Genomic DNA, 18,103 nt, shown 5'->3' with positions numbered 1-18,103 from the left:
AGTATTGTATGTTTTTATTGTTTTTTCGTTATATTTCAGTAAATATATTTGGTATACATTTTTTTATTATAGCTGCGATTTCTTCTTCACTAGCTATACAATCAGTATCTACCCAATGCTTTAAAATCATAGTAAATCCAGCTTGAAAATATATAAAATAATATAGTATCTCTTCTTCATCATTAATACCATGTTTTTCGCATCTAGGTTTTATTATATTTAATACCTCTTCATATCCGTCTTAAATCGGAAAAGTATTTCTTGTACTTAAATTGATTTTATAAAAGTATTTATGTTTTTTTATATGTTTTAGAAAGAATATAAACGATTCTTGTGAAAATATAGTATATTTTCCTGCATCCTTATAACTCTCTAATAGTTCCTTCCTCAATTCTATTTGCATTTTATCGAGCATATCGTAAATATCAATAAAATGTGCATAGAATGTAGAGCGATTTACCCCTGCTTTTTCACATATTTTCTTTACTGCTATTTTTTTTAATTCTGTGTTTTTCATAATTTCTAGCATTGATGTTTGCATACGAATTTCTGTTTCACGAAATCTATGATTATTTTTCTTATTCATAAAGCACCCCTTTTTATTATTCCAACACAAATCGCAGTATTGATGATTGATTCAATTATTATATACAACCATAATATTAATTATGGAGATAAAGTCACAGAATTTAAAGTCAGTGAACGTGTTTATCCATACCCTCGTTTTGCAACTGGAGATACAAAACGAGCAGGAACAATTGGTGGATTTTCTGAATATATAAAGATTCCAAATGCAAAGAAAAATTATTCTTTATATAATATTGATGATTCTATCTCTGATAAAGTCGCTTGTCTTATTGAAGCATTTACAGTTGGGTGCAGAGCTGCAAGACGTGCACAACCAAAACAAGGTGAAAATTTTGTTGTGTTTGGTTGTGGTACAATTGGGCTTGCAAGTGCATCTTCATTAAATGGAGAAGTTGCCAATATAGATGGTTTTATTGATGCTAGTGGAGCTGATGAAATCTTGGATATATTTATGGAGCAAGGCAAAATAGAAAGTCGCTTTGTATGTGTAGCTGTTAATAAATCTATCCGTAACCTTAATCTTTTACATTTAATTTATTCACAAAAAAGTATTATAGGCTCTGGTGGATATATACCCGAAGATGTACAAGATGTTATAGATATTATGAAAAGTGGAAAATGGGATATAGAAAAAATAATTACCCATGAGTTTCCTTTAGATGAAATCGAAACTGCTATAAAAACAGCTGGCGATGCAAATAATTTATTAAATGTGACAATTAAATTTTAATTATAACCACGTGTAAAATGTGTGGTTTATTATGAGGCTATAAGCCTCTTTTTCTATTATAAATAAAATTTTCCTTAGAATTAAAAGAGGCTGCCTAATTTGGCAACCTCTTTTATATACTTATGACTTAAATTAACTGTGATTACATTCCTATTTCTTTGAATTCTCTACTTCCTGGTTTAACTAATTCTATTTTTCCTTCTTTGCATAAAGGGCAATCATCAGCTTCATGAACTTGTATGTCTAATTTTATAGCACTGTATATTGGCATTCCTATTGGAGCACTTGTTCTATCTGCTATACAAGCAACACCGATAACTTCTCCGCCTAATTCTTCTAGTGCTTTTTTAGTTTCTAAAGTTGATTTTCCAGTAGTTACAACATCTTCTGATATTATTATTTTAGCCCCTGGTTTAACTTCAAATCCTCTTCTTAATTGCATTACTCCGTCTTTTCTTTCAGTGAATACTGCTTCTTTGTTTAATTGTCTTCCTAATTCATAAGAAACTATTACTCCACCCATAGCTGGCCCAACTACTAAATCTATATCTAAATCTTTTATTTGATCAACTACTGTGCTTAGTACTTCTGCTGCATATTCTGGGTATCTTAAAACTTTTGCACATTGCACATATCTGTTACTGTGTTTTCCTGAAGATAATAAGAAATGTCCTTCTAATAATGCATCACTTTTCTTTAATATTTCTACTACATCTACTTTACTCATTTTTATATTCCTCCGATAATTTTAGTTTACTCTTTGTTTTAAGTTATTTTTTAATTTATATTTTTAATTTATTTTAAGGTTTTAAGGTTTATTTTTTAATTTATTATTTTTAAAATTTTATATTTCTAATTTTCTAGGTTAATTAAATTCCGCTTTGTATCAACCGATAACTATATTATTCCCCTTATTTCATCTAGAGATTTTATCCCCTCTTTTTCCATGAAATTATTTATTCCCTCTATTATTTCAAGTCCTACTTTTGGATTCATAAAGTTCGCTGTTCCAACTTGAACACAAGTTGCCCCTGCCATTATAAATTCTATAGCATCTTCAGCAGTCGTTATTCCTCCCATACCGAATACTGGTATGCTTACATTTTTACAAACTTCATGCACCATTCTAAGTGCTATTGGTTTTATAGCTGGACCTGATAATCCTGCATATACATTTTCAAATACAGGTTTTCTATTTTTTATATCTATTGCAAGAGCTTTAAATGTATTTACTAAAGATACACCGTCTGCCCCTTCTTCTTCACAAACTTTTGCCATTTCTACTATGTCTTCTGCATTTGGTGAAAGTTTAATCACTAGAGGCTTTTTGCAAACTGCTCTAACTTCTCTTACAACTTCTCTCGCAACTTCGCTTTTTATTCCGAATGCCATCCCACCTGCTTTAACATTTGGGCAAGAAATATTTAATTCGATTATGTCTATGTCTTTATCGTTTAAAAGTTCAACACCTTTTATGTAGTCCTCTAAACATCCTCCCCCTACGTTTGCAATTCTTATTAGGTCTAATTTTTCAAAGAAAGGAAGTTCTTTTTCTATAAATCCTTCTACCCCTGGATTTTCAAGTCCTACACTGTTTATCATTCCTGATGGCGTTTCCCAAACTCTTATTCCGTTGTTTCCTGGTTTTGCATTTAATGTAAGCCCCTTACCACTTACTCCACCTAATTGTGATATGTCGTAAACCTCGTTATACTCTTTTCCAAATCCAAAAGTACCAGATGCCATTATTATTGGATTTTTAAAAGTTAAATCTTTAAATTTTACACTTAAATCAGCCATTAAAAAATCACATCCTCTCCCCAGAATACTGGACCATCTTTACAAGTCTTTTTGTTTCCACCTTGAGTTTTACAAGTACATACAAGACATGCCCCCATACCACATGCCATTCTATTTTCAAGAGATACCATTACTCTTGTGTTTGTTCCCTTTTCGGCATTTGTTTTTTCAACTTTGTCCATTAATACCTTCATCATTGGTGTTGGACCACAAGTTAATATATAGTCGTATTCTTCTGTGTTTATTATGTCTGTAACAAAAGTGCTTCCTATTGCAGTTTTGACATTATCACAAACTTCTTCGTATTTATCTATTAATATAGGTTCATTTCTAAAACCTAAATATGCGTCACTATTTGGTATATTTTTTGCTACTAAGTATAGAGGTGCTACTCCGATTCCGCCTCCTACTAATGCAACTTTACCTTCTACCTTTTGGTACCCACTACCATAAGGTCCTTCTAATTTTATGCTGTCTCCAGGTGTCAATCTGCTAAATATTTTTGTCCCTTCGCCAACTACTTTATATAAAAAAGTTATACTGTTTTCGTCTATATCGTGAATACTGATGGGTCTTGATAGGGTTGGATACATATCCCATGCTCTAAGCATATAAAACTGACCCATTTCTCCTTTGAATTCTCCTTGTACCTTCATTTGGTACATATCTTCTCCTACGTATGCGTTCTCTATTATTTTGTACATTATTTTACTCCTCTACATCTACCCCTAAAAGTTTCATTATTAAAGCCATTCTTACATACATTCCAAACTTAGCTTGTTGGAAATATACTGCTCTTTTGTCGTCGTCTACTTCTGTTGCGATTTCGTTTACTCTTGGTAATGGATGCATTACTAACATATTTTCTGATGCTTTGTTCATTTTTTCTGCATCTAATCTATAACAGTCTTTTAATAATTCATATTCTTCTAAATCTGCAAATCTTTCTTTTTGAATTCTTGTCATATATAAAAGATCTAAGCTTGGTATTGCATCATCTAAGCTTGCAGTTTCATAATAAACATGATTTTTTAAATGTTGTTTTACATATCCAGGCATTCTTAATTGTTCTGGAGCTATAAATACAAATTTGCTGTCGTTGTATCTATTCATTGCTCTTACAAGTGAATGTACTGTTCTTCCGTATTTTAAATCCCCACATAGTCCTATTACGTGGTTATCTAATCTTCCTGTTAATGTTTTTATTGTTAGTAAATCTGTTAGTGTTTGAGTTGGATGTTGATTTCCACCATCTCCTGCGTTGATAAAAGGTACTTCAGCATATTTTATTGCTTCTGATGCTGAGCCTGCGATTGGATGTCTCATCGCGATTATATCAACATATCCAGATACTGTTCTTATTGTATCAGCTAGTGATTCTCCTTTAGATACTGATGATGAGCCAGGTTCTGAAAATCCTACAACATTTCCACCTAATCTCTTCATCGCTGATTCAAAACTAAGTCTAGTTCTAGTTGATGGTTCGTAAAATAATGTAGCTAATAATTTTCCCTTACAAACTTCAGAATATTTGTCAGGATTAGCCATGATTTGTTGAGCCAAATCTAAAATTTCATCTATTTCTTTAATTGAAAAGTCTTCTGGTTGGACCAAATTTCTTGATTTTAACATTTTTATCCTCCTTTTTTAGCCTCACCGGACTAAAATTAAAAGTTATTTGTATTCTGTTAGTAGGTTATCATTTTTACATTTTTATGTCAATAGATTGCCATAAATTATCAATTAAATAAGTCATTATTTCCAAAAGTTGATATAAAATTTTATTATTTCGTACCTTTTTAATAATACCTATTTAACAAACTATAAATAACTTTAACGTAGTTATTTCTTTTTATTTTAGTTTGATTGATTACTACTTATATTATATGATATAATTTAATTGCTAACTAGTAGAAATACTAAAAGGCTATATATTTTCTCGTTTCTGAACAAAAATGAGCTGATATATAGCCTTTTTTTTATAACATATATAAAATTATACTCATTTTTGATTATGATTTCTTTTATATGTTTCAAAGAAATATTTATTTAATAAGGGGGTCGTTAAATGGAAAAAACAAATCAAAACCAAATGGGGACTAAACCGATTGCTTCTTTAATTTTTACTATGGGATGTCCACCTATAGTCTCTATGTTTGTGCAATCTATGTATAACATAGTCGATAGCATTTTTGTCGCAAAACTCGGTGAAAATGCACTAACTGCAGTATCGCTTGCCACTCCAATCCAATATATATTATTAGCTGTTTCTGTCGGTGTAGGTGTTGGGATTAATTCTTATATCTCTAGAAATTTAGGGGCTGATAATATTGATGAGGCAAATAATACTGTTACCCACTCTATGATTTTAGCTCTTGCACATTCTGTTTTATTTATCATCTTGGGGCTATTATTTATCAAGCCATTTTTCAGAATTTATGCTAACAATGATGCAATTTTTTCCGATGGATGTAGTTACACTTATATAGTAGTGTTGCTTTCATTCTCTTTATTTTTTCAACTTACTTTTGAAAAAGTTTTTCAAGCAACAGGAAAAATGTTGCTACCAACTATTTCACAAATAATTGGGGCTATCTTAAATATAATTCTAGATCCAATATTTATATTTGGCTGGTTTGGAATGCCGAAACTTGGTGTTACTGGAGCCGCAATAGCCACTGTAATTGGTCAAATAGTATCATTCCTTATACTACTTATATTTTTCATCAGAAACGATAGCGTATTAAAAATCGATTTAAAACTATTTAAATTCGATTGGAACATTATCAAGCAGATATATGCAGTTGGAATTCCATCGGCGCTTATGATTTCAATTTCTTCTATTCTTACAATTGCACTTAATTCTGTTTTAGTAAAATTCTCGAATACTGCCGTTTCGATTTACGGTATTTATTACAGACTTCAAACATTTATCACCATGCCTGTAAATGGGTTAGTTCAAGGTATTAGACCTATTATTGGATTTAATTATGGAGCCAAAGATAGGGGTAGAATTATTGAAACATTGAAGATAAGTCTTATTGTTTCTGTTGTGCTTATGTTAATTGGTTTATTATTGTTTATGTTTATACCAAGACAATTACTTTCAATGTTTAGTGCATCAGAAAATATGATGAGTCTTGGAGTTGTAACACTTCGTATAATGAGCCTTGGTTTCTTATTTTCTGCGATGTATGAATCAATCGGAAAAGGAACTTACAGCTTGGCAATTTCTCTTGTAAGACAATGTATAATAATTATCCCAGTTTCTATGTTCTTTTATAAAGCAATTGAGCTTACTGGAATTTGGATTACCTTCCCTGTATCTGAAATTGCAGCTGCACTTGTTTGTTTGTGGATGTTTATTAGAACTTGTAAAAATGATGAGGTATTTATTAAAAATAATGATTAGTTATTATTTTTGATATCTATTAATATAAAAAACCTTAAATCTGCATAAAAAAAGAAATGCCATTAAATATGACATTTCTTTTTTAAGTTATATAATCGATTATTTTTTATAATTAATTAGTATTTATTAATTCATATAATTTCTCTATTGAAACGGGATCTACTACAAGAATACTAGTTCCTAAAGTCTCTATTGTTTTGCCATTAGATTTTCCTATTATTGATGGTTTTATTATTGAATTTGATACTGACTTATCAAGTGTCAAAGTAAAATCTATATCTCTTTCCTCATTTGGGCATAAATTTACACTATCAAAATCTATAGACAGTTTATCCGAAGAATTTAAATTAATTTTTTCTATCAATATATTATTATTAGAGTTATTTTTTAATGTATAGCTTAGTAAATAAGTATTTTCATCACTTATAGTTTCGACTAAAGCACTTCCACCTACAATTTCTATATCATTACTTATTGAATTTTCATCATATACCATCACAGAGTAATTCCCTAAATTAGTGGAATAAGTATTAGATGAAGTATTTATAACTGCCTCTATATTATCTAATTCAAAGTATCCCGTACGATTAAATAACATATTAAATTGCAATGTATAACTTGTAAATTCATCAAATTCTTGTTTGTTATTTAACTCTATATTATATATTTCTCCATCATCAAAATTCTGTATACTTATAGATGTGTTATCATCAATTTCTTGATTAAAATCATATATAGGAACTTGAATAATAATATCTTCATTTTTTAAAATAGAAATATCATTATCCCAATCTCCATAAATATAAACATTATTATTGTTCGTATCTGTATTATAATATAAATATTTATATCCAGTTACTAATCCGAATAATAATAAAACTGAAATTATTATTAACAATACTTTATAGCTCTTTTTCATATATAAATCCTAAATTATTTTGCAGTCCATGTATAATCAAAGTGGCTAAATTTATTACCATATCCTACAACCTTTTCAGTGTCTACAATCTTTCCATTAATCATAAAACATCTTTCTTGATTTAACTTAGTTCTTTTATAAACATTTCTATACTTTATAGTGTATGTTTTTTTCTTATTTGGTGCACTTATTGAGTATGAAGCAGTCCTTGTAAAAGATTTTGATGTTGTATACCCTAGTGATGCATCAACGTTTGACTTATTTGCTTTTATAGTTCCTGTTAAAGTATTACTTACACTACGCGCTTGTGATAATGATAGTGTAACTCCTTTTCCTCCTCTTCCGCTTACACCTGTTTTCCAGTCTCCATAAGATGTTCCAGCAGCAGCTTTAGATTTTACAACCCATGGACTCCATGCTGCACTACTTGGAATTGCAAAAGATGCAGATGATGTTGTTGCAACCATTGTTATAGATAATATAAGACTACAACTAATCATAGAAATTTTTCTTAATAATTTTTTCATAATAAACCTCCCATATATTTTTTCCTCATTTATTATACATAATTTCATTACAAAATATATATTTCATGTAATAAAATTGTTCATTTGTAAAATATTACATATTTTTATATATGCATTTATAAAGTTCAAAAATTTAAACACTATAAAAAGGATGCTGTAGAGTAAATTTTTATTTATCCACATACATCCCTTTTTAATTTATTATAAGTCTATAATATCTTTTCAAGTGTATTACCCTATATTAATATCAGCTTCTGAATATAGGGCCGCTTTTCCGCTTAATCTAACTCTATCTCCATATTTTGTACAGTAAAGTGTTCCGCCTCTTGGTGATGCTTGATATGCCACGATTGAATTTTTATTTAATTTATCTAGATTAGGTTTTAATTCTCTAACTGTTTTTTCATCATCAAATACACAAAGTAAATCCCTTCCCATATAAGCCTCTACTGGTTTTGCTCCGATAGCATCAACCATTGCATCAGTTATTTCAACAGGTTTTAAATCGTAAGCTGGAAAATCCATTTCATATAAATCATCTTTTCTGTTTACAATTAAATCGCCACTCATTGTGCTGAATGTAACTGTTTTTAAATTTGGTTCAATTTTATTCATTACTACATATGCACAAGCTAAAGTAGCATGTCCACATAAGTTTTATTAAACTTATTTAAACCAAGAAGAGCTAAAAATTTCTTTCATCATATCAAATTTTTCTCTACCTATAGATTTGATTATTTCTTCTTCTATATTTCTTTTTATATGTAAAGTTTCATCCATAAAATATCTACCTTTATCCGTAAGACAAAGTAATTTATCTCTTGAATTATCCTGATGATTTTCTATTTTAATATAACCTCTCTCCATTAAAACCTTGGCACATTTATGAGCACCTTGGCGTGACATTCCTATCTTCTTAGCTATTTGGGCAACTGTTGTACTTTCTTTATGAATAATAGCAATCATATACGATTCTGTATCTGTTATTTTTTCTTCTCCATTTTGTACCCATGCCTCTATTACTTTTTTTCTTAATTTAGCATGTTTATCACTTATTAAATCAACTAAATTATTCTCATTTAAATAAGTCTGCATAATATTACTCCTTTTATACGTTGATTATTTATCTCATTATTTATTATTATAACGATTTTTTTTTATTTTTAAAGCATTTTTGTCAACTTGGTTGACAATTTGTTTTTTAACTGTTATTATATTTTATGTCAACTTAGTTGACAATTAATTATAATTAAAGTGAGGTAGTTTTATGTTTAAAAATAAAAAAGAACATTTTATATTTATTTTAATGATATGTACAACTATGGTTTATATCATGAGTTGTTATAACGTAGCACTTATAGAAGGATTTTCAGCAAATATATTTTTACATGCTATATTAGGATTCCCTGCTGCATTCGTATTCGCATTAATAGGAGATATCTTCGTAGTTGGTAAAATAGTTGGACGTATCGCCCCTAAATTTATAAAAGAAGGCGACAGTATGGCTAAAGTAGGAATAGTTATGTCATTCTTCACATGTTGTGGAATGGTTCTTTGGATGTCTGCATTCGGAGTTGTTACAAACCTTGGATTTGGACCACACTTCTTTGCAGCTTATGGATTAGGTATTGTGAGAAATGTTATAGTTGCAATGCCACTAAACTTATTAATAGTTTCTCCATTAATAAGGGCTATATTCTTCAAAATGTTCCCACCAACAGTTGAAAAAACAGAATCTAAAGCATCATAATTTTTATGAATTTTATTAAATAATATTAGTATAAATTAAAAGAGGCTTTCGCACTATTTGTTAGTACGTCAGCCTCTTTTAATTTATATAAAAATATTTATTTTCTAAATCTATTTTAATATTATCTTGGGCAAATAGCAAAACATCTAGCTGTAAAACCTGTTGCATCTTTTACCTTTGGAAAAGTACAGAATATAACAGCTCCTGTTGCTGGACATTGGTCAAGATTTCTCAACAATTCAATTTGAAATCTTCCTGTTGATAATATGTAATACTCTGCAACCATGCATTTTTGTGCAGAAATTATAGCTGGATCAGTATCTGCAGCTTCATGGCCTATAGACCCTATATTTATCTATAAGAAATAAAAAAATAGGAGGTTATCCCTCCTATTTTTATTAAAATCAAATTTTATTTTATAATTTTATATTAAGTATTTTTTCTATCATAAGTAAGCATCCTTTAAATCCTATGTAAGGAGTTGATGGATATATATTTACTCTATGTAAATTCGGATTACTTATTTGTAAATCAAATTTTGAGTTATGTTTCATATCTAAAGTAACACCATCACCTAATAACATTAGTAGTTCTGTATCTCTTAGATATTTCATTCTCTCTAACTCATCATCACTTGCTATTATTGTTTCATCTTCACAATCTGTTTTGTATATGATTTGCTTTCTATCAATATTTATTCCCAACTCATTTAGTAAATCGCTCATACCTATTACAGTATCATAATCACCAAATACAGCGGCATCCTTATTTTTTTCATAGAAATAGAATCTTCTCTTTACTGAGAATAGATGATTCTTTACACTTTCTATTTCTTTTTCTAAATTTTCTTCATTAACTTCCCATGATGTTATATTTTTTACTTGTTCTATAAATTTGATAGTATTTTTTAAACCGTATAAATTAGCATATATGTATGGAATTCCGTATCTTTCATCCATAATCATAGCTGCTTTTAAACCTTCTTTTCTTGTAACTATATTTAATGATGCCATAGATGCTCTTTCTATTTCATCAATATTTGTATAGGCTGTGAAAGTTGTATTTACCTTTTTATCAAATATAACATCCATTATTCTTTCTAATTCATTAGTATCTGATAAGAAATTATATCTATCTATATTTGAACCTATTATGTTGTAAGTTTGTTGACCATTTTCGATTCCTAATTCTTCTCTACTTTTAACAACATTATTTATAAGAAGTAATAGTGTGTTTTCTACTCCTACAGTATAATCATATTTAAGACCTGCTGTAGTTATAGGTATTAACTTCGCTTTTACTTTGTCTTGCATTGTAGAACAGACACTCTCAACATCAGCTCCTATTACTGAAGATACTGAAGATGCCATTACAAATATATATTTAGGATTTATATTTTCATCTATTTCTAATATAGAATTTTCTAATCTATCATATTTACCAAAAGTAACATCACCTTGATCCATATGTGTTGAATATATTTTTGATTTTTCTTCTCCATTTAAAGAACCAATTCCTTCTATAGCAAAGTGAGTAGTCCCTGCTGGTCCAAATTCTATAATACAGGCTCCTTCTATAGATGAAATAGTCCAAATCATACCCATTCTGTCACTTGCTACCGGAAAATACTTACATACTTGCATTCATCATTACCTCCCTCTTAGTATTTTTTTCTAATGATAATATTTTTATTAAGGTTTCCATAATACCAATTGGAAGTTCATAACCTATTTTTTGTGCATGGTCATCAAGTGTTATTTGTGTAAGTCCATGTTGTTTTAATATCATTGGATTTTCATGTCCTATGTATATATCGCCATCCATTGAACCATATAATTTTCTAAGAGGGGCAATATTTGCAATCCTACTTATATATGGATTAAATCCTTTTTTAGATATATTTTCTTTATGTTTTACATCTTGTTCATATAATTCTCTAACTTGAACAAATACTGGTTCTAATCCTAAGTCACTTAAGAAGTCTACTGTTTCAAATGCCATCATAGGAGTATTTCCGTAAACTAATTTTTTGCCATTTAAAATTTCACAGCTAGTATTATATAATTCTTCATATCTTTTTATTTCGTCTTCTAAGTCACTTAAGAAGTCTACTTCTAAAATTTCACTTAATTTTGCATAGTTTTTAGTTATAGTTTCTTTATCCATATGCTTATCAAAGTAAATATAATCTATATCAAACTTTTTCTTCATAGATTTTGCTAAATCCAATGCTATCATATCCGTTACTATATTTAATTGTGCTTTAGACGCATTTTGTATATCTTCTATGCTACATTTTGAAGGAATTACAGCATTTATAGTTATATTGTGTTTTTTCATTAACTTAATAAGTTCTGTCTCTTCCACATTTTTTTGTCTATGTCCAAGTATATTTATACCTTTTTTGTCTTTAAATTTTTTCATAGCTGTACTAAGAACTGCTAAAGAACGACTCATCCCTGGTATATGTGCGTTACATGTAAAGTGATCTGTATTTACAACAAATACAGGTATATCTACTTCATCTTCTAAAGAATATGAAAGTGATGAGTAATCCTCCCCTATAACTTCTGGAACACATGTTGAAACTACCATGATTGCATCTGGATTTTCAAATTCTATTATTTGTTTTATTGCTTGTTTAACTTTCTTTTCAGCTGAAAAAACAACATCACTTTCTTTTATTGCCACAGAATACACGCTATCTAAACCTTCTTGTCTATGGTAAGCAAAGTTTTTAGCATAGTATGTACATTCGCTTGTTCCTACAACTACCAATGCCATATTTTTTATATATGATGCTGTAAGAATTACTCCAAATAAGGGACAGTGAGTCCCTGGAAAAACTGCATGAGATAATGATTTTATATCTTTATCTGCATTAATATCATTAAGTCTATTTAAAATATCTAAAGTATACATTATTTTCCCTTTCTATATTATACAATTGCCTTTATAGTTTCTATCGGATGAATTCTAGGCTTTTTACTTATTGGGTCGTGGTCAATATCACATTTAACCCCATATACATCCCTTATAATATCGTGACTTATAGTTTCATTTGGATGTCCATCTGCAACTATATTCCCATTTTTCATGATTACAAGTCTATCACTATATTTGCTTGCTTGGTTTAAATCATGAAGTACCATTATTATTGTTATATTTAAATTTTTATTTATTTCTCTGACTAATTCCATTAACTCTAATTGATGAGATATATCTAAATAAGTAGTTGGTTCATCTAGTAATAGTATCTCTGGTTTTTGACATAATGCTTGAGCTAGGTGAGCTCTTTGTCTTTCTCCTCCAGATAGTGTACTTACTGGTGTATTTTTATATTTAGTAAGCCCTACATTTTCTATTGCCCAATTTACTATTTCTTCATCTTCTTTCAATTTTGTTTCATACCATTTTTTATGAGGCATTCTTCCGAAATAAACTAAATCTTCCACACTTATATCACCTGGTACAGTATTATGTTGTGATAATAAGCATAACTTTTGTGAGATTTTTTTATTTTTTATATCTGTTAATTTTTGATTTTCTATATATATTTCACCACTTTTAGGTTTTATCATTCTTGATAAAGCCTTTAAAAGTGTACTTTTTCCACTTCCATTTGGTCCTAATATAGAAACTACTTGTCCTTTTTCTATATCTATACTCAAATCTTCAATTATAATTTTTTGTTCGTATCCAACTTTTAAATTTTTTGCTTTTATCATATCTAATAGCTCCCTTTACGTCTTAATAAGTATAAGAAAAATGGTCCTCCTATTATAGACATAATTACACCAACTGGTATTTCTATAGGCCCTCCAATAGTTCTTGCTAAAGTATCTGCTACTAAAAGGACAATAGCACCAAATATAATACTAAATGGTATTGTATATTTATGATCACTTCCCATAAGCATCCTAGCTATATGAGGAACTATAAGTCCAACAAAACTTATAATACCTACTACTGCTGTCGCTGTTGCTGCCAAAAATACTGCAACGGCTGATATAGCCAATCTAGTTAAATTAACATTAAATCCTAAGTTTCTAGCTGCATCATCTCCAAGTTGAAGTACATTTGCACTTCTTATTAAGAATAATGCTATTATTAGGCCTACTATTGAATATGTAATAAGCATATTAACATCTGCCCAAGTTTTAGTTGCTAAACTTCCATTTAGCCAAAGCATTGCACTTTGTATTTTGTCACTGTGCATTGTTGATAAGTAACTTATTACTCCACCTAATATTGTGTTTATTGCCACACCAGATAAGACTATTCTTCCTGGATGAAGTCCGTTTTTCCATGCCATGATATAGACAAGAGTACACGCTAATGCTCCCCCTATAAATGCAAAAAAAGGTAGCATACTAGTGTAAGCTGGTGATAATAAAAGTATTATTACCGCCATAACACTTGCCCCTGTTGAAACACCTGTTATTCCTGGGTCTGCCAGTGAGTTTTTCATAACCGACTGTAGTAAAAGACCTGAAACTGCTAAATTAGCTCCAACTAATGCTGCAAGTATATTCCTCGGTAACCTCATTTTATAAACTATAGTCGTTACCATTTTATTATCATTATTGATAAGTGCGCTAAATATTTCCCCTAAACTTAAATTAACACTTCCAATTGTTGATAGTATTACTAAAAGTAAAACTAGGGCGATACCGCCCATAGTTAATGTTATTATTTTTTTATTAAGTTTCATATTATTCACCGTATAATATTCCACCTAAAGTTTTTATAGCTTCACTTACATTTAAATTTGCTGATACGTTGAATACGTTTGAATCAAGGTCTATTACTTTATTATTTTTTACTGCATCTAATTCTGCATATGCTGGATTTTTATCGAATGCATCATCAAAAGCTTTTTTAGTTTCTTCTAAGTTACCATGAGCAAATCTTAATATATAGTCAGGATTTGTTTGTACTATTTGCTCTAAACTAAATTGAAGATATGGTGATTTTGCTGAACCATCTAATTCTGTAGCTATATTTGTTCCACCTACAGTTTTAAGTAAATCTCCTAAGTAAGAAGTTTCTGTAGCTAACATGAAGTTTTCTCCACTACCAAATAATATAGCAACTGTTGCATCTGTATCGCCTTTTATTTTAGCAACTTCTTTTTCACTTTCTTTTAAAGAACTTATTAATTTTTCTGCTTCTTCTTGTTTATTTATTTCTTTTCCTAATTCTTCTATACTAGTTAAGAAATTTGTATAAGTAGTTGTGTCTATATAAAATGTATTTATATCATATTCTTTCATACTTTCTTCTACTGACTCTTTAAATGATTTATCCATTACAAATACATCTGGTTCAAGTGAGGCAACTTTTTCCAAATCTGGTGCCATTGCTTGTCCTACTTGTGGTAAATCTTTTAGATCTTCTGGTATATCTAATTGAGTTGTTGGGATTCCGATTATATCAGCTCCTAATTCATGTAAAACATTAGTTGCTGCTACTGAACAAGCAACTACTTTTACGCTTTTTTCCTCTTCTGCTTTTTTCTCTTCTTGTTTGCCCGAGTTACCGCTTGTGCATCCCGTTAAAAACATTGCTGAAACCATTAATACTGATAATACTTTTTTTAATTTCATGATTTTTTCTCCTCCATTTTTAAGCTATGATTTTTTTAGCTAAATTTAAATATATTTGTGCCATTTCACTATTACTGTCTTTTTCTATTACTGTTTTCCCTTCATTTTCTGCCACCTGTACTATTCCATTTCTAGGGACATTATGAAAAACATGTGAATTTATTTCTTGTGCTAAGTTATTTACTAAATCTTCTTCATTTTCAACATTTTTAGCATTTAAGATAAGACCTTTTAATGACGCATACCCTCTCTTTTTAAATTGATTTACTGCTGTAGATATATTGCTAGCAGCATACATTGACATCATTTCTCCAGATGTAACTATGTATACTTCTTCTGCATAACCATTTCTAATTGGCATAGAAAATCCACCACATACAACATCACCTAGAACGTCGTATATTACAATGTCTGGCTTATAAACTTCAAATGCCTCTAACTCTTCTAGTTTTTCAAAAGCGGCTATTATTCCTCTACCGGCACATCCTACTCCTGGTGTAGGTCCTCCAGCTTCTACACAAAGTACCCCGTTATATCCTTCAAATACTATATCTGAAAGCTCTAAATTGTCACCTTTTTCATTCATGACATCAAGAACTGTATCTATGAATTCACCTTTCATAAGATTTTTTGTTGAGTCTGCTTTTGGATCACAACCTATTTGCATGACTTTATATCCTAAATGGGATAATGCTGCTGACAAATTTGATGTAGTTGTAGATTTTCCTATTCCACCTTTTCCATATATAGCTATTTTTTTCATTTATTCTACCTTTCATTTTATTTTTATGATAATAATTATCATTCTCTGTTATTAATTCTATATTATTTTAATTTCAAATGCTTTAAATATATTTACTTTTTTTGCAATTTTATTGATATTCATTATCATTTACAAAGAATTTTATGTTATAATATTGATTATGTTTTTCCTTTTTTAGGAAATTGTATCGGATTATATATTAAATTTATACAGGTAGGGGATTATGAATAATTTAGAAAAAATATCAAAAGATTTTTATGATTGTGTCAATATTCCTATAAGGTATATTGATAGTAACTTCAATGTGAAACATAATATAAGCTCTTCTTCTATTGATGTGTTTATCGATGAATTGGAAATTTACAAGGATATTAATAAAAATGAAATATGTACAAATCAAATTTTAAATTATGATAATATACATTTTATAATTAAACCTTTCCAATATAGAGGCGATAATGGATTTTTTGTTGTGGGTCCTTTTAAAACTCTATCCACTTTAGAACATGACCATATTCCGTTTAAGCCGATACATTGCATTAATCACTTAGAAAATATACTAAAGTACATAATAAAAGAAATTGATCACCATACTCGTAATTTTAGTAAATATATTTATGAATCTGTTTCTTATATTCGTAAACATTACAGCAATGATATTAAAATTGACGATATATGCTCTCATTTAAATATTAATAAAAGCTATTTTTGTAGGCTATTTAAGAGTGAGATGGGATTAACTTTTTCACAATTTTTAAATGCATATAGAATTGAAAGAAGTAAGGAGCTTTTAAAAAATAAGGAATACTCTATCTTAGATGTGGCTATGGAGGTTGGGTATAACAACCATAATTATTATAGTAGTTTATTTAAAAAATTTAATAAGATTACACCTTTGGATTATAGAAATCAATATATTTATTAATAGATTGATTTCTATATTGAGTAAAATATTTATTAAAATATTGACTAATTATGTAGTTATTTTTATGTCATAATGTATTATAAATTATGCGTTTCATACAAAATAAAGACTTGTGCTAATTTACACAAGTCTTTATTTTTAACTTATTGTTGTATTTGAAATAATATTTCTAAATTTTCTATAGAAATAAAACTTAGTTATGTTTATATTTTTCATATAATTGTTGTTACACAATCCATGAAACGTAGACTTAATTAAATCCCAATTCTTTTAGCCAACTTTCTACATTTGATTTAGTATCACTAGAACTAAATCGTTGATCTTCTTTCCAGTCACCTGTACCAGCCATTTTTGATAATAAGTTTCCACTATCACCTATGCCTGATGAAGATGAAGTACAAAACGGAATGACTTTCTTACCAGAAAAATCATTCTTCTCTACAAATCCATTTACTGGCCATGCAGCAATCCCCCACCAAATTGGATATCCTATAAATACTGTGTCATAAGAATCCCAGTCTTTCACTGTTGTCGAAACAAGTTCTATATTTCTTTGACTTTCATCATCATGCTCTTTATTTACACGACTATCACTATTTGACCAATCGAGATTTTCATCAGTATATACATCTTTTGGCTCTAACTTGAAAGTATCTGCGTTTGTTGAGGTAGCAATCATATTTGCTATTTTTAAGGTTTGTTCTTTCAGTTATTTCCCCAACTCTCAACCCATTACAATTACACGCCTGCATCATTGCTATAATAAGATGTTGTCTAGACTCATCTCCAAGTGCAGTTAATATGTTTTTACAACTTTTTATTTCCTCTGCTAATTTTTCTATATCTGGTTCTAAAGCCATCTTATACACCCTTTCGTTGAAGTTTATAAACTATTGTAGCACATAAATTTATATAAATTTTAATGGTAAAGAAAATCGAGATGATTAAAATTTCTAACAGTTTTTTATAAGCATTATTTATTATTTTTATAAGTATAATTTCTTATGATAGATTGTCAATATAAGTGCAACATTTTATGTTTATGTTGCAGCGAAGACCTCTGCAGGTGTTTTATATCCA

22 protein-coding genes and 1 pseudogene are annotated in these 18,103 nt (G+C 29.2%); 4 read left to right on the top strand and 19 right to left on the bottom strand.

Annotated features, from left to right (window positions below; all coding sequences use genetic code 11):
- Window positions 1-28: 28 nt before the first annotated feature.
- Entirely contained in the window at window positions 29-187 is a 159-nt protein-coding gene (locus ABCM86_RS06965; RefSeq protein ID WP_343003777.1) for a TetR-like C-terminal domain-containing protein, read from the bottom strand.
- A 54-nt stretch (window positions 188-241) separates the two neighbouring features.
- On the bottom strand, window positions 242-586 hold the full coding sequence (locus ABCM86_RS06960; RefSeq protein ID WP_343003738.1) for a TetR/AcrR family transcriptional regulator: 345 nt from the start codon (window positions 584-586) through the stop codon (window positions 242-244).
- A gap of 42 nt (window positions 587-628) precedes the next feature.
- Between ABCM86_RS06960 and ABCM86_RS06955 the strand changes: the two genes are divergently transcribed.
- The gene (locus ABCM86_RS06955; RefSeq protein WP_343003737.1) at window positions 629-1,318 is read left to right on the top strand and encodes a hypothetical protein; all 690 of its coding nucleotides are present in this window, start codon (window positions 629-631) and stop codon (window positions 1,316-1,318) included.
- Window positions 1,319-1,460: 142 nt separating this feature from the next.
- Here the strand turns inward: ABCM86_RS06955 and pyrE are convergent, their stop codons facing one another.
- From pyrE to pyrB, 4 genes are all read right to left on the bottom strand, one after another.
- Entirely contained in the window at window positions 1,461-2,045 is a 585-nt protein-coding gene (gene pyrE / locus ABCM86_RS06950) for an orotate phosphoribosyltransferase (RefSeq protein ID WP_295677775.1), read from the bottom strand.
- 170 nt (window positions 2,046-2,215) lie between these two features.
- Window positions 2,216-3,118, bottom strand: a complete 903-nt coding sequence (locus tag ABCM86_RS06945; RefSeq protein ID WP_295677179.1) for a dihydroorotate dehydrogenase — start codon at window positions 3,116-3,118, stop codon at window positions 2,216-2,218.
- A complete protein-coding gene (locus tag ABCM86_RS06940; RefSeq protein ID WP_343003736.1) occupies window positions 3,118-3,822 on the bottom strand; it encodes a dihydroorotate dehydrogenase electron transfer subunit in 705 nt (234 codons plus the stop codon). The genes ABCM86_RS06945 and ABCM86_RS06940 overlap by 1 nt, the downstream gene beginning before the upstream one ends.
- 4 nt (window positions 3,823-3,826) lie before the next feature.
- Window positions 3,827-4,750, bottom strand: a complete 924-nt coding sequence (gene pyrB, locus ABCM86_RS06935; protein ID WP_195931058.1) for an aspartate carbamoyltransferase — start codon at window positions 4,748-4,750, stop codon at window positions 3,827-3,829.
- A 436-nt stretch (window positions 4,751-5,186) separates the two neighbouring features.
- On the opposite strand from pyrB, the gene ABCM86_RS06930 reads away from it, so the two are divergent.
- Window positions 5,187-6,530, top strand: coding sequence for an MATE family efflux transporter (locus ABCM86_RS06930; protein WP_343003735.1), 1,344 nt, complete (start codon window positions 5,187-5,189; stop codon window positions 6,528-6,530).
- Between the two features lie 112 nt (window positions 6,531-6,642).
- Here the strand turns inward: ABCM86_RS06930 and ABCM86_RS06925 are convergent, their stop codons facing one another.
- The 4 genes and pseudogenes from ABCM86_RS06925 to ABCM86_RS06910 form a co-directional block, all read right to left on the bottom strand.
- Window positions 6,643-7,449, bottom strand: a complete 807-nt coding sequence (locus ABCM86_RS06925; RefSeq protein ID WP_147617457.1) for a hypothetical protein — start codon at window positions 7,447-7,449, stop codon at window positions 6,643-6,645.
- A gap of 14 nt (window positions 7,450-7,463) precedes the next feature.
- Complete coding sequence (locus tag ABCM86_RS06920; protein WP_343003734.1) at window positions 7,464-7,976, bottom strand: hypothetical protein; 513 nt, start codon at window positions 7,974-7,976, stop codon at window positions 7,464-7,466.
- Between the two features lie 231 nt (window positions 7,977-8,207).
- Window positions 8,208-8,621 (bottom strand): annotated as a pseudogene (locus tag ABCM86_RS06915) (phenazine biosynthesis protein); the annotation flags it as partial.
- 21 nt (window positions 8,622-8,642) lie between these two features.
- On the bottom strand, window positions 8,643-9,071 hold the full coding sequence (locus ABCM86_RS06910; RefSeq protein WP_055089019.1) for a MarR family winged helix-turn-helix transcriptional regulator: 429 nt from the start codon (window positions 9,069-9,071) through the stop codon (window positions 8,643-8,645).
- Window positions 9,072-9,243: 172 nt separating this feature from the next.
- Here ABCM86_RS06910 and ABCM86_RS06905 point away from each other — a divergent pair, with 172 nt between their 5' ends.
- Window positions 9,244-9,726 (top strand): DUF2798 domain-containing protein, encoded by a 483-nt coding sequence (locus tag ABCM86_RS06905; protein ID WP_295573194.1) that lies wholly within the window; start codon window positions 9,244-9,246, stop codon window positions 9,724-9,726.
- 121 nt (window positions 9,727-9,847) lie between these two features.
- Here the strand turns inward: ABCM86_RS06905 and ABCM86_RS06900 are convergent, their stop codons facing one another.
- The 7 genes from ABCM86_RS06900 to ABCM86_RS06870 form a co-directional block, all read right to left on the bottom strand.
- Window positions 9,848-10,012, bottom strand: a complete 165-nt coding sequence (locus ABCM86_RS06900) for a hypothetical protein (protein ID WP_343003733.1) — start codon at window positions 10,010-10,012, stop codon at window positions 9,848-9,850.
- A 130-nt stretch (window positions 10,013-10,142) separates the two neighbouring features.
- Window positions 10,143-11,369 carry a nitrogenase component 1 gene (locus tag ABCM86_RS06895; protein WP_343003732.1) on the bottom strand — a complete coding sequence of 409 codons (1,227 nt, stop codon included), beginning with the start codon at window positions 11,367-11,369 and terminating at the stop codon, window positions 10,143-10,145.
- Window positions 11,356-12,648, bottom strand: a complete 1,293-nt coding sequence (locus ABCM86_RS06890; RefSeq protein WP_295734968.1) for a nitrogenase component 1 — start codon at window positions 12,646-12,648, stop codon at window positions 11,356-11,358. Before ABCM86_RS06890 ends, ABCM86_RS06895 begins: the two co-directional genes overlap by 14 nt.
- A gap of 17 nt (window positions 12,649-12,665) precedes the next feature.
- Entirely contained in the window at window positions 12,666-13,454 is a 789-nt protein-coding gene (locus ABCM86_RS06885; protein ID WP_295677188.1) for an ABC transporter ATP-binding protein, read from the bottom strand.
- Between the two features lie 2 nt (window positions 13,455-13,456).
- The gene (locus ABCM86_RS06880; protein WP_295573206.1) at window positions 13,457-14,440 is read right to left on the bottom strand and encodes an iron ABC transporter permease; all 984 of its coding nucleotides are present in this window, start codon (window positions 14,438-14,440) and stop codon (window positions 13,457-13,459) included.
- 1 nt (window position 14,441) lies between these two features.
- Window positions 14,442-15,335: a helical backbone metal receptor gene (locus ABCM86_RS06875; RefSeq protein WP_295573209.1), complete on the bottom strand. Its 894-nt coding sequence runs from the start codon at window positions 15,333-15,335 to the stop codon at window positions 14,442-14,444.
- Window positions 15,336-15,354: 19 nt separating this feature from the next.
- Complete coding sequence (locus ABCM86_RS06870) at window positions 15,355-16,098, bottom strand: nitrogenase iron protein NifH (protein WP_022070872.1); 744 nt, start codon at window positions 16,096-16,098, stop codon at window positions 15,355-15,357.
- 223 nt (window positions 16,099-16,321) lie between these two features.
- On the opposite strand from ABCM86_RS06870, the gene ABCM86_RS06865 reads away from it, so the two are divergent.
- Window positions 16,322-17,023, top strand: a complete 702-nt coding sequence (locus tag ABCM86_RS06865) for an AraC family transcriptional regulator (protein ID WP_295573214.1) — start codon at window positions 16,322-16,324, stop codon at window positions 17,021-17,023.
- Between the two features lie 250 nt (window positions 17,024-17,273).
- On the opposite strand, the gene ABCM86_RS06860 is transcribed toward ABCM86_RS06865, so the two are convergent.
- Entirely contained in the window at window positions 17,274-17,702 is a 429-nt protein-coding gene (locus tag ABCM86_RS06860; protein WP_295573218.1) for a flavodoxin, read from the bottom strand.
- The gene (locus tag ABCM86_RS06855) at window positions 17,641-17,883 is read right to left on the bottom strand and encodes a hypothetical protein (RefSeq protein WP_295573221.1); all 243 of its coding nucleotides are present in this window, start codon (window positions 17,881-17,883) and stop codon (window positions 17,641-17,643) included. Before ABCM86_RS06855 ends, ABCM86_RS06860 begins: the two co-directional genes overlap by 62 nt.
- Window positions 17,884-18,103: the final 220 nt, after the last annotated feature.

Origin of the sequence: Clostridium sp. 2218st1_F5_2218SCRN_220325, from assembly GCF_039062665.1 — a bacterium.
GTDB lineage: Bacteria > Bacillota > Clostridia > Peptostreptococcales > Peptostreptococcaceae > Intestinibacter.
This window is presented reverse-complemented; position numbering and strand designations above follow the sequence as displayed.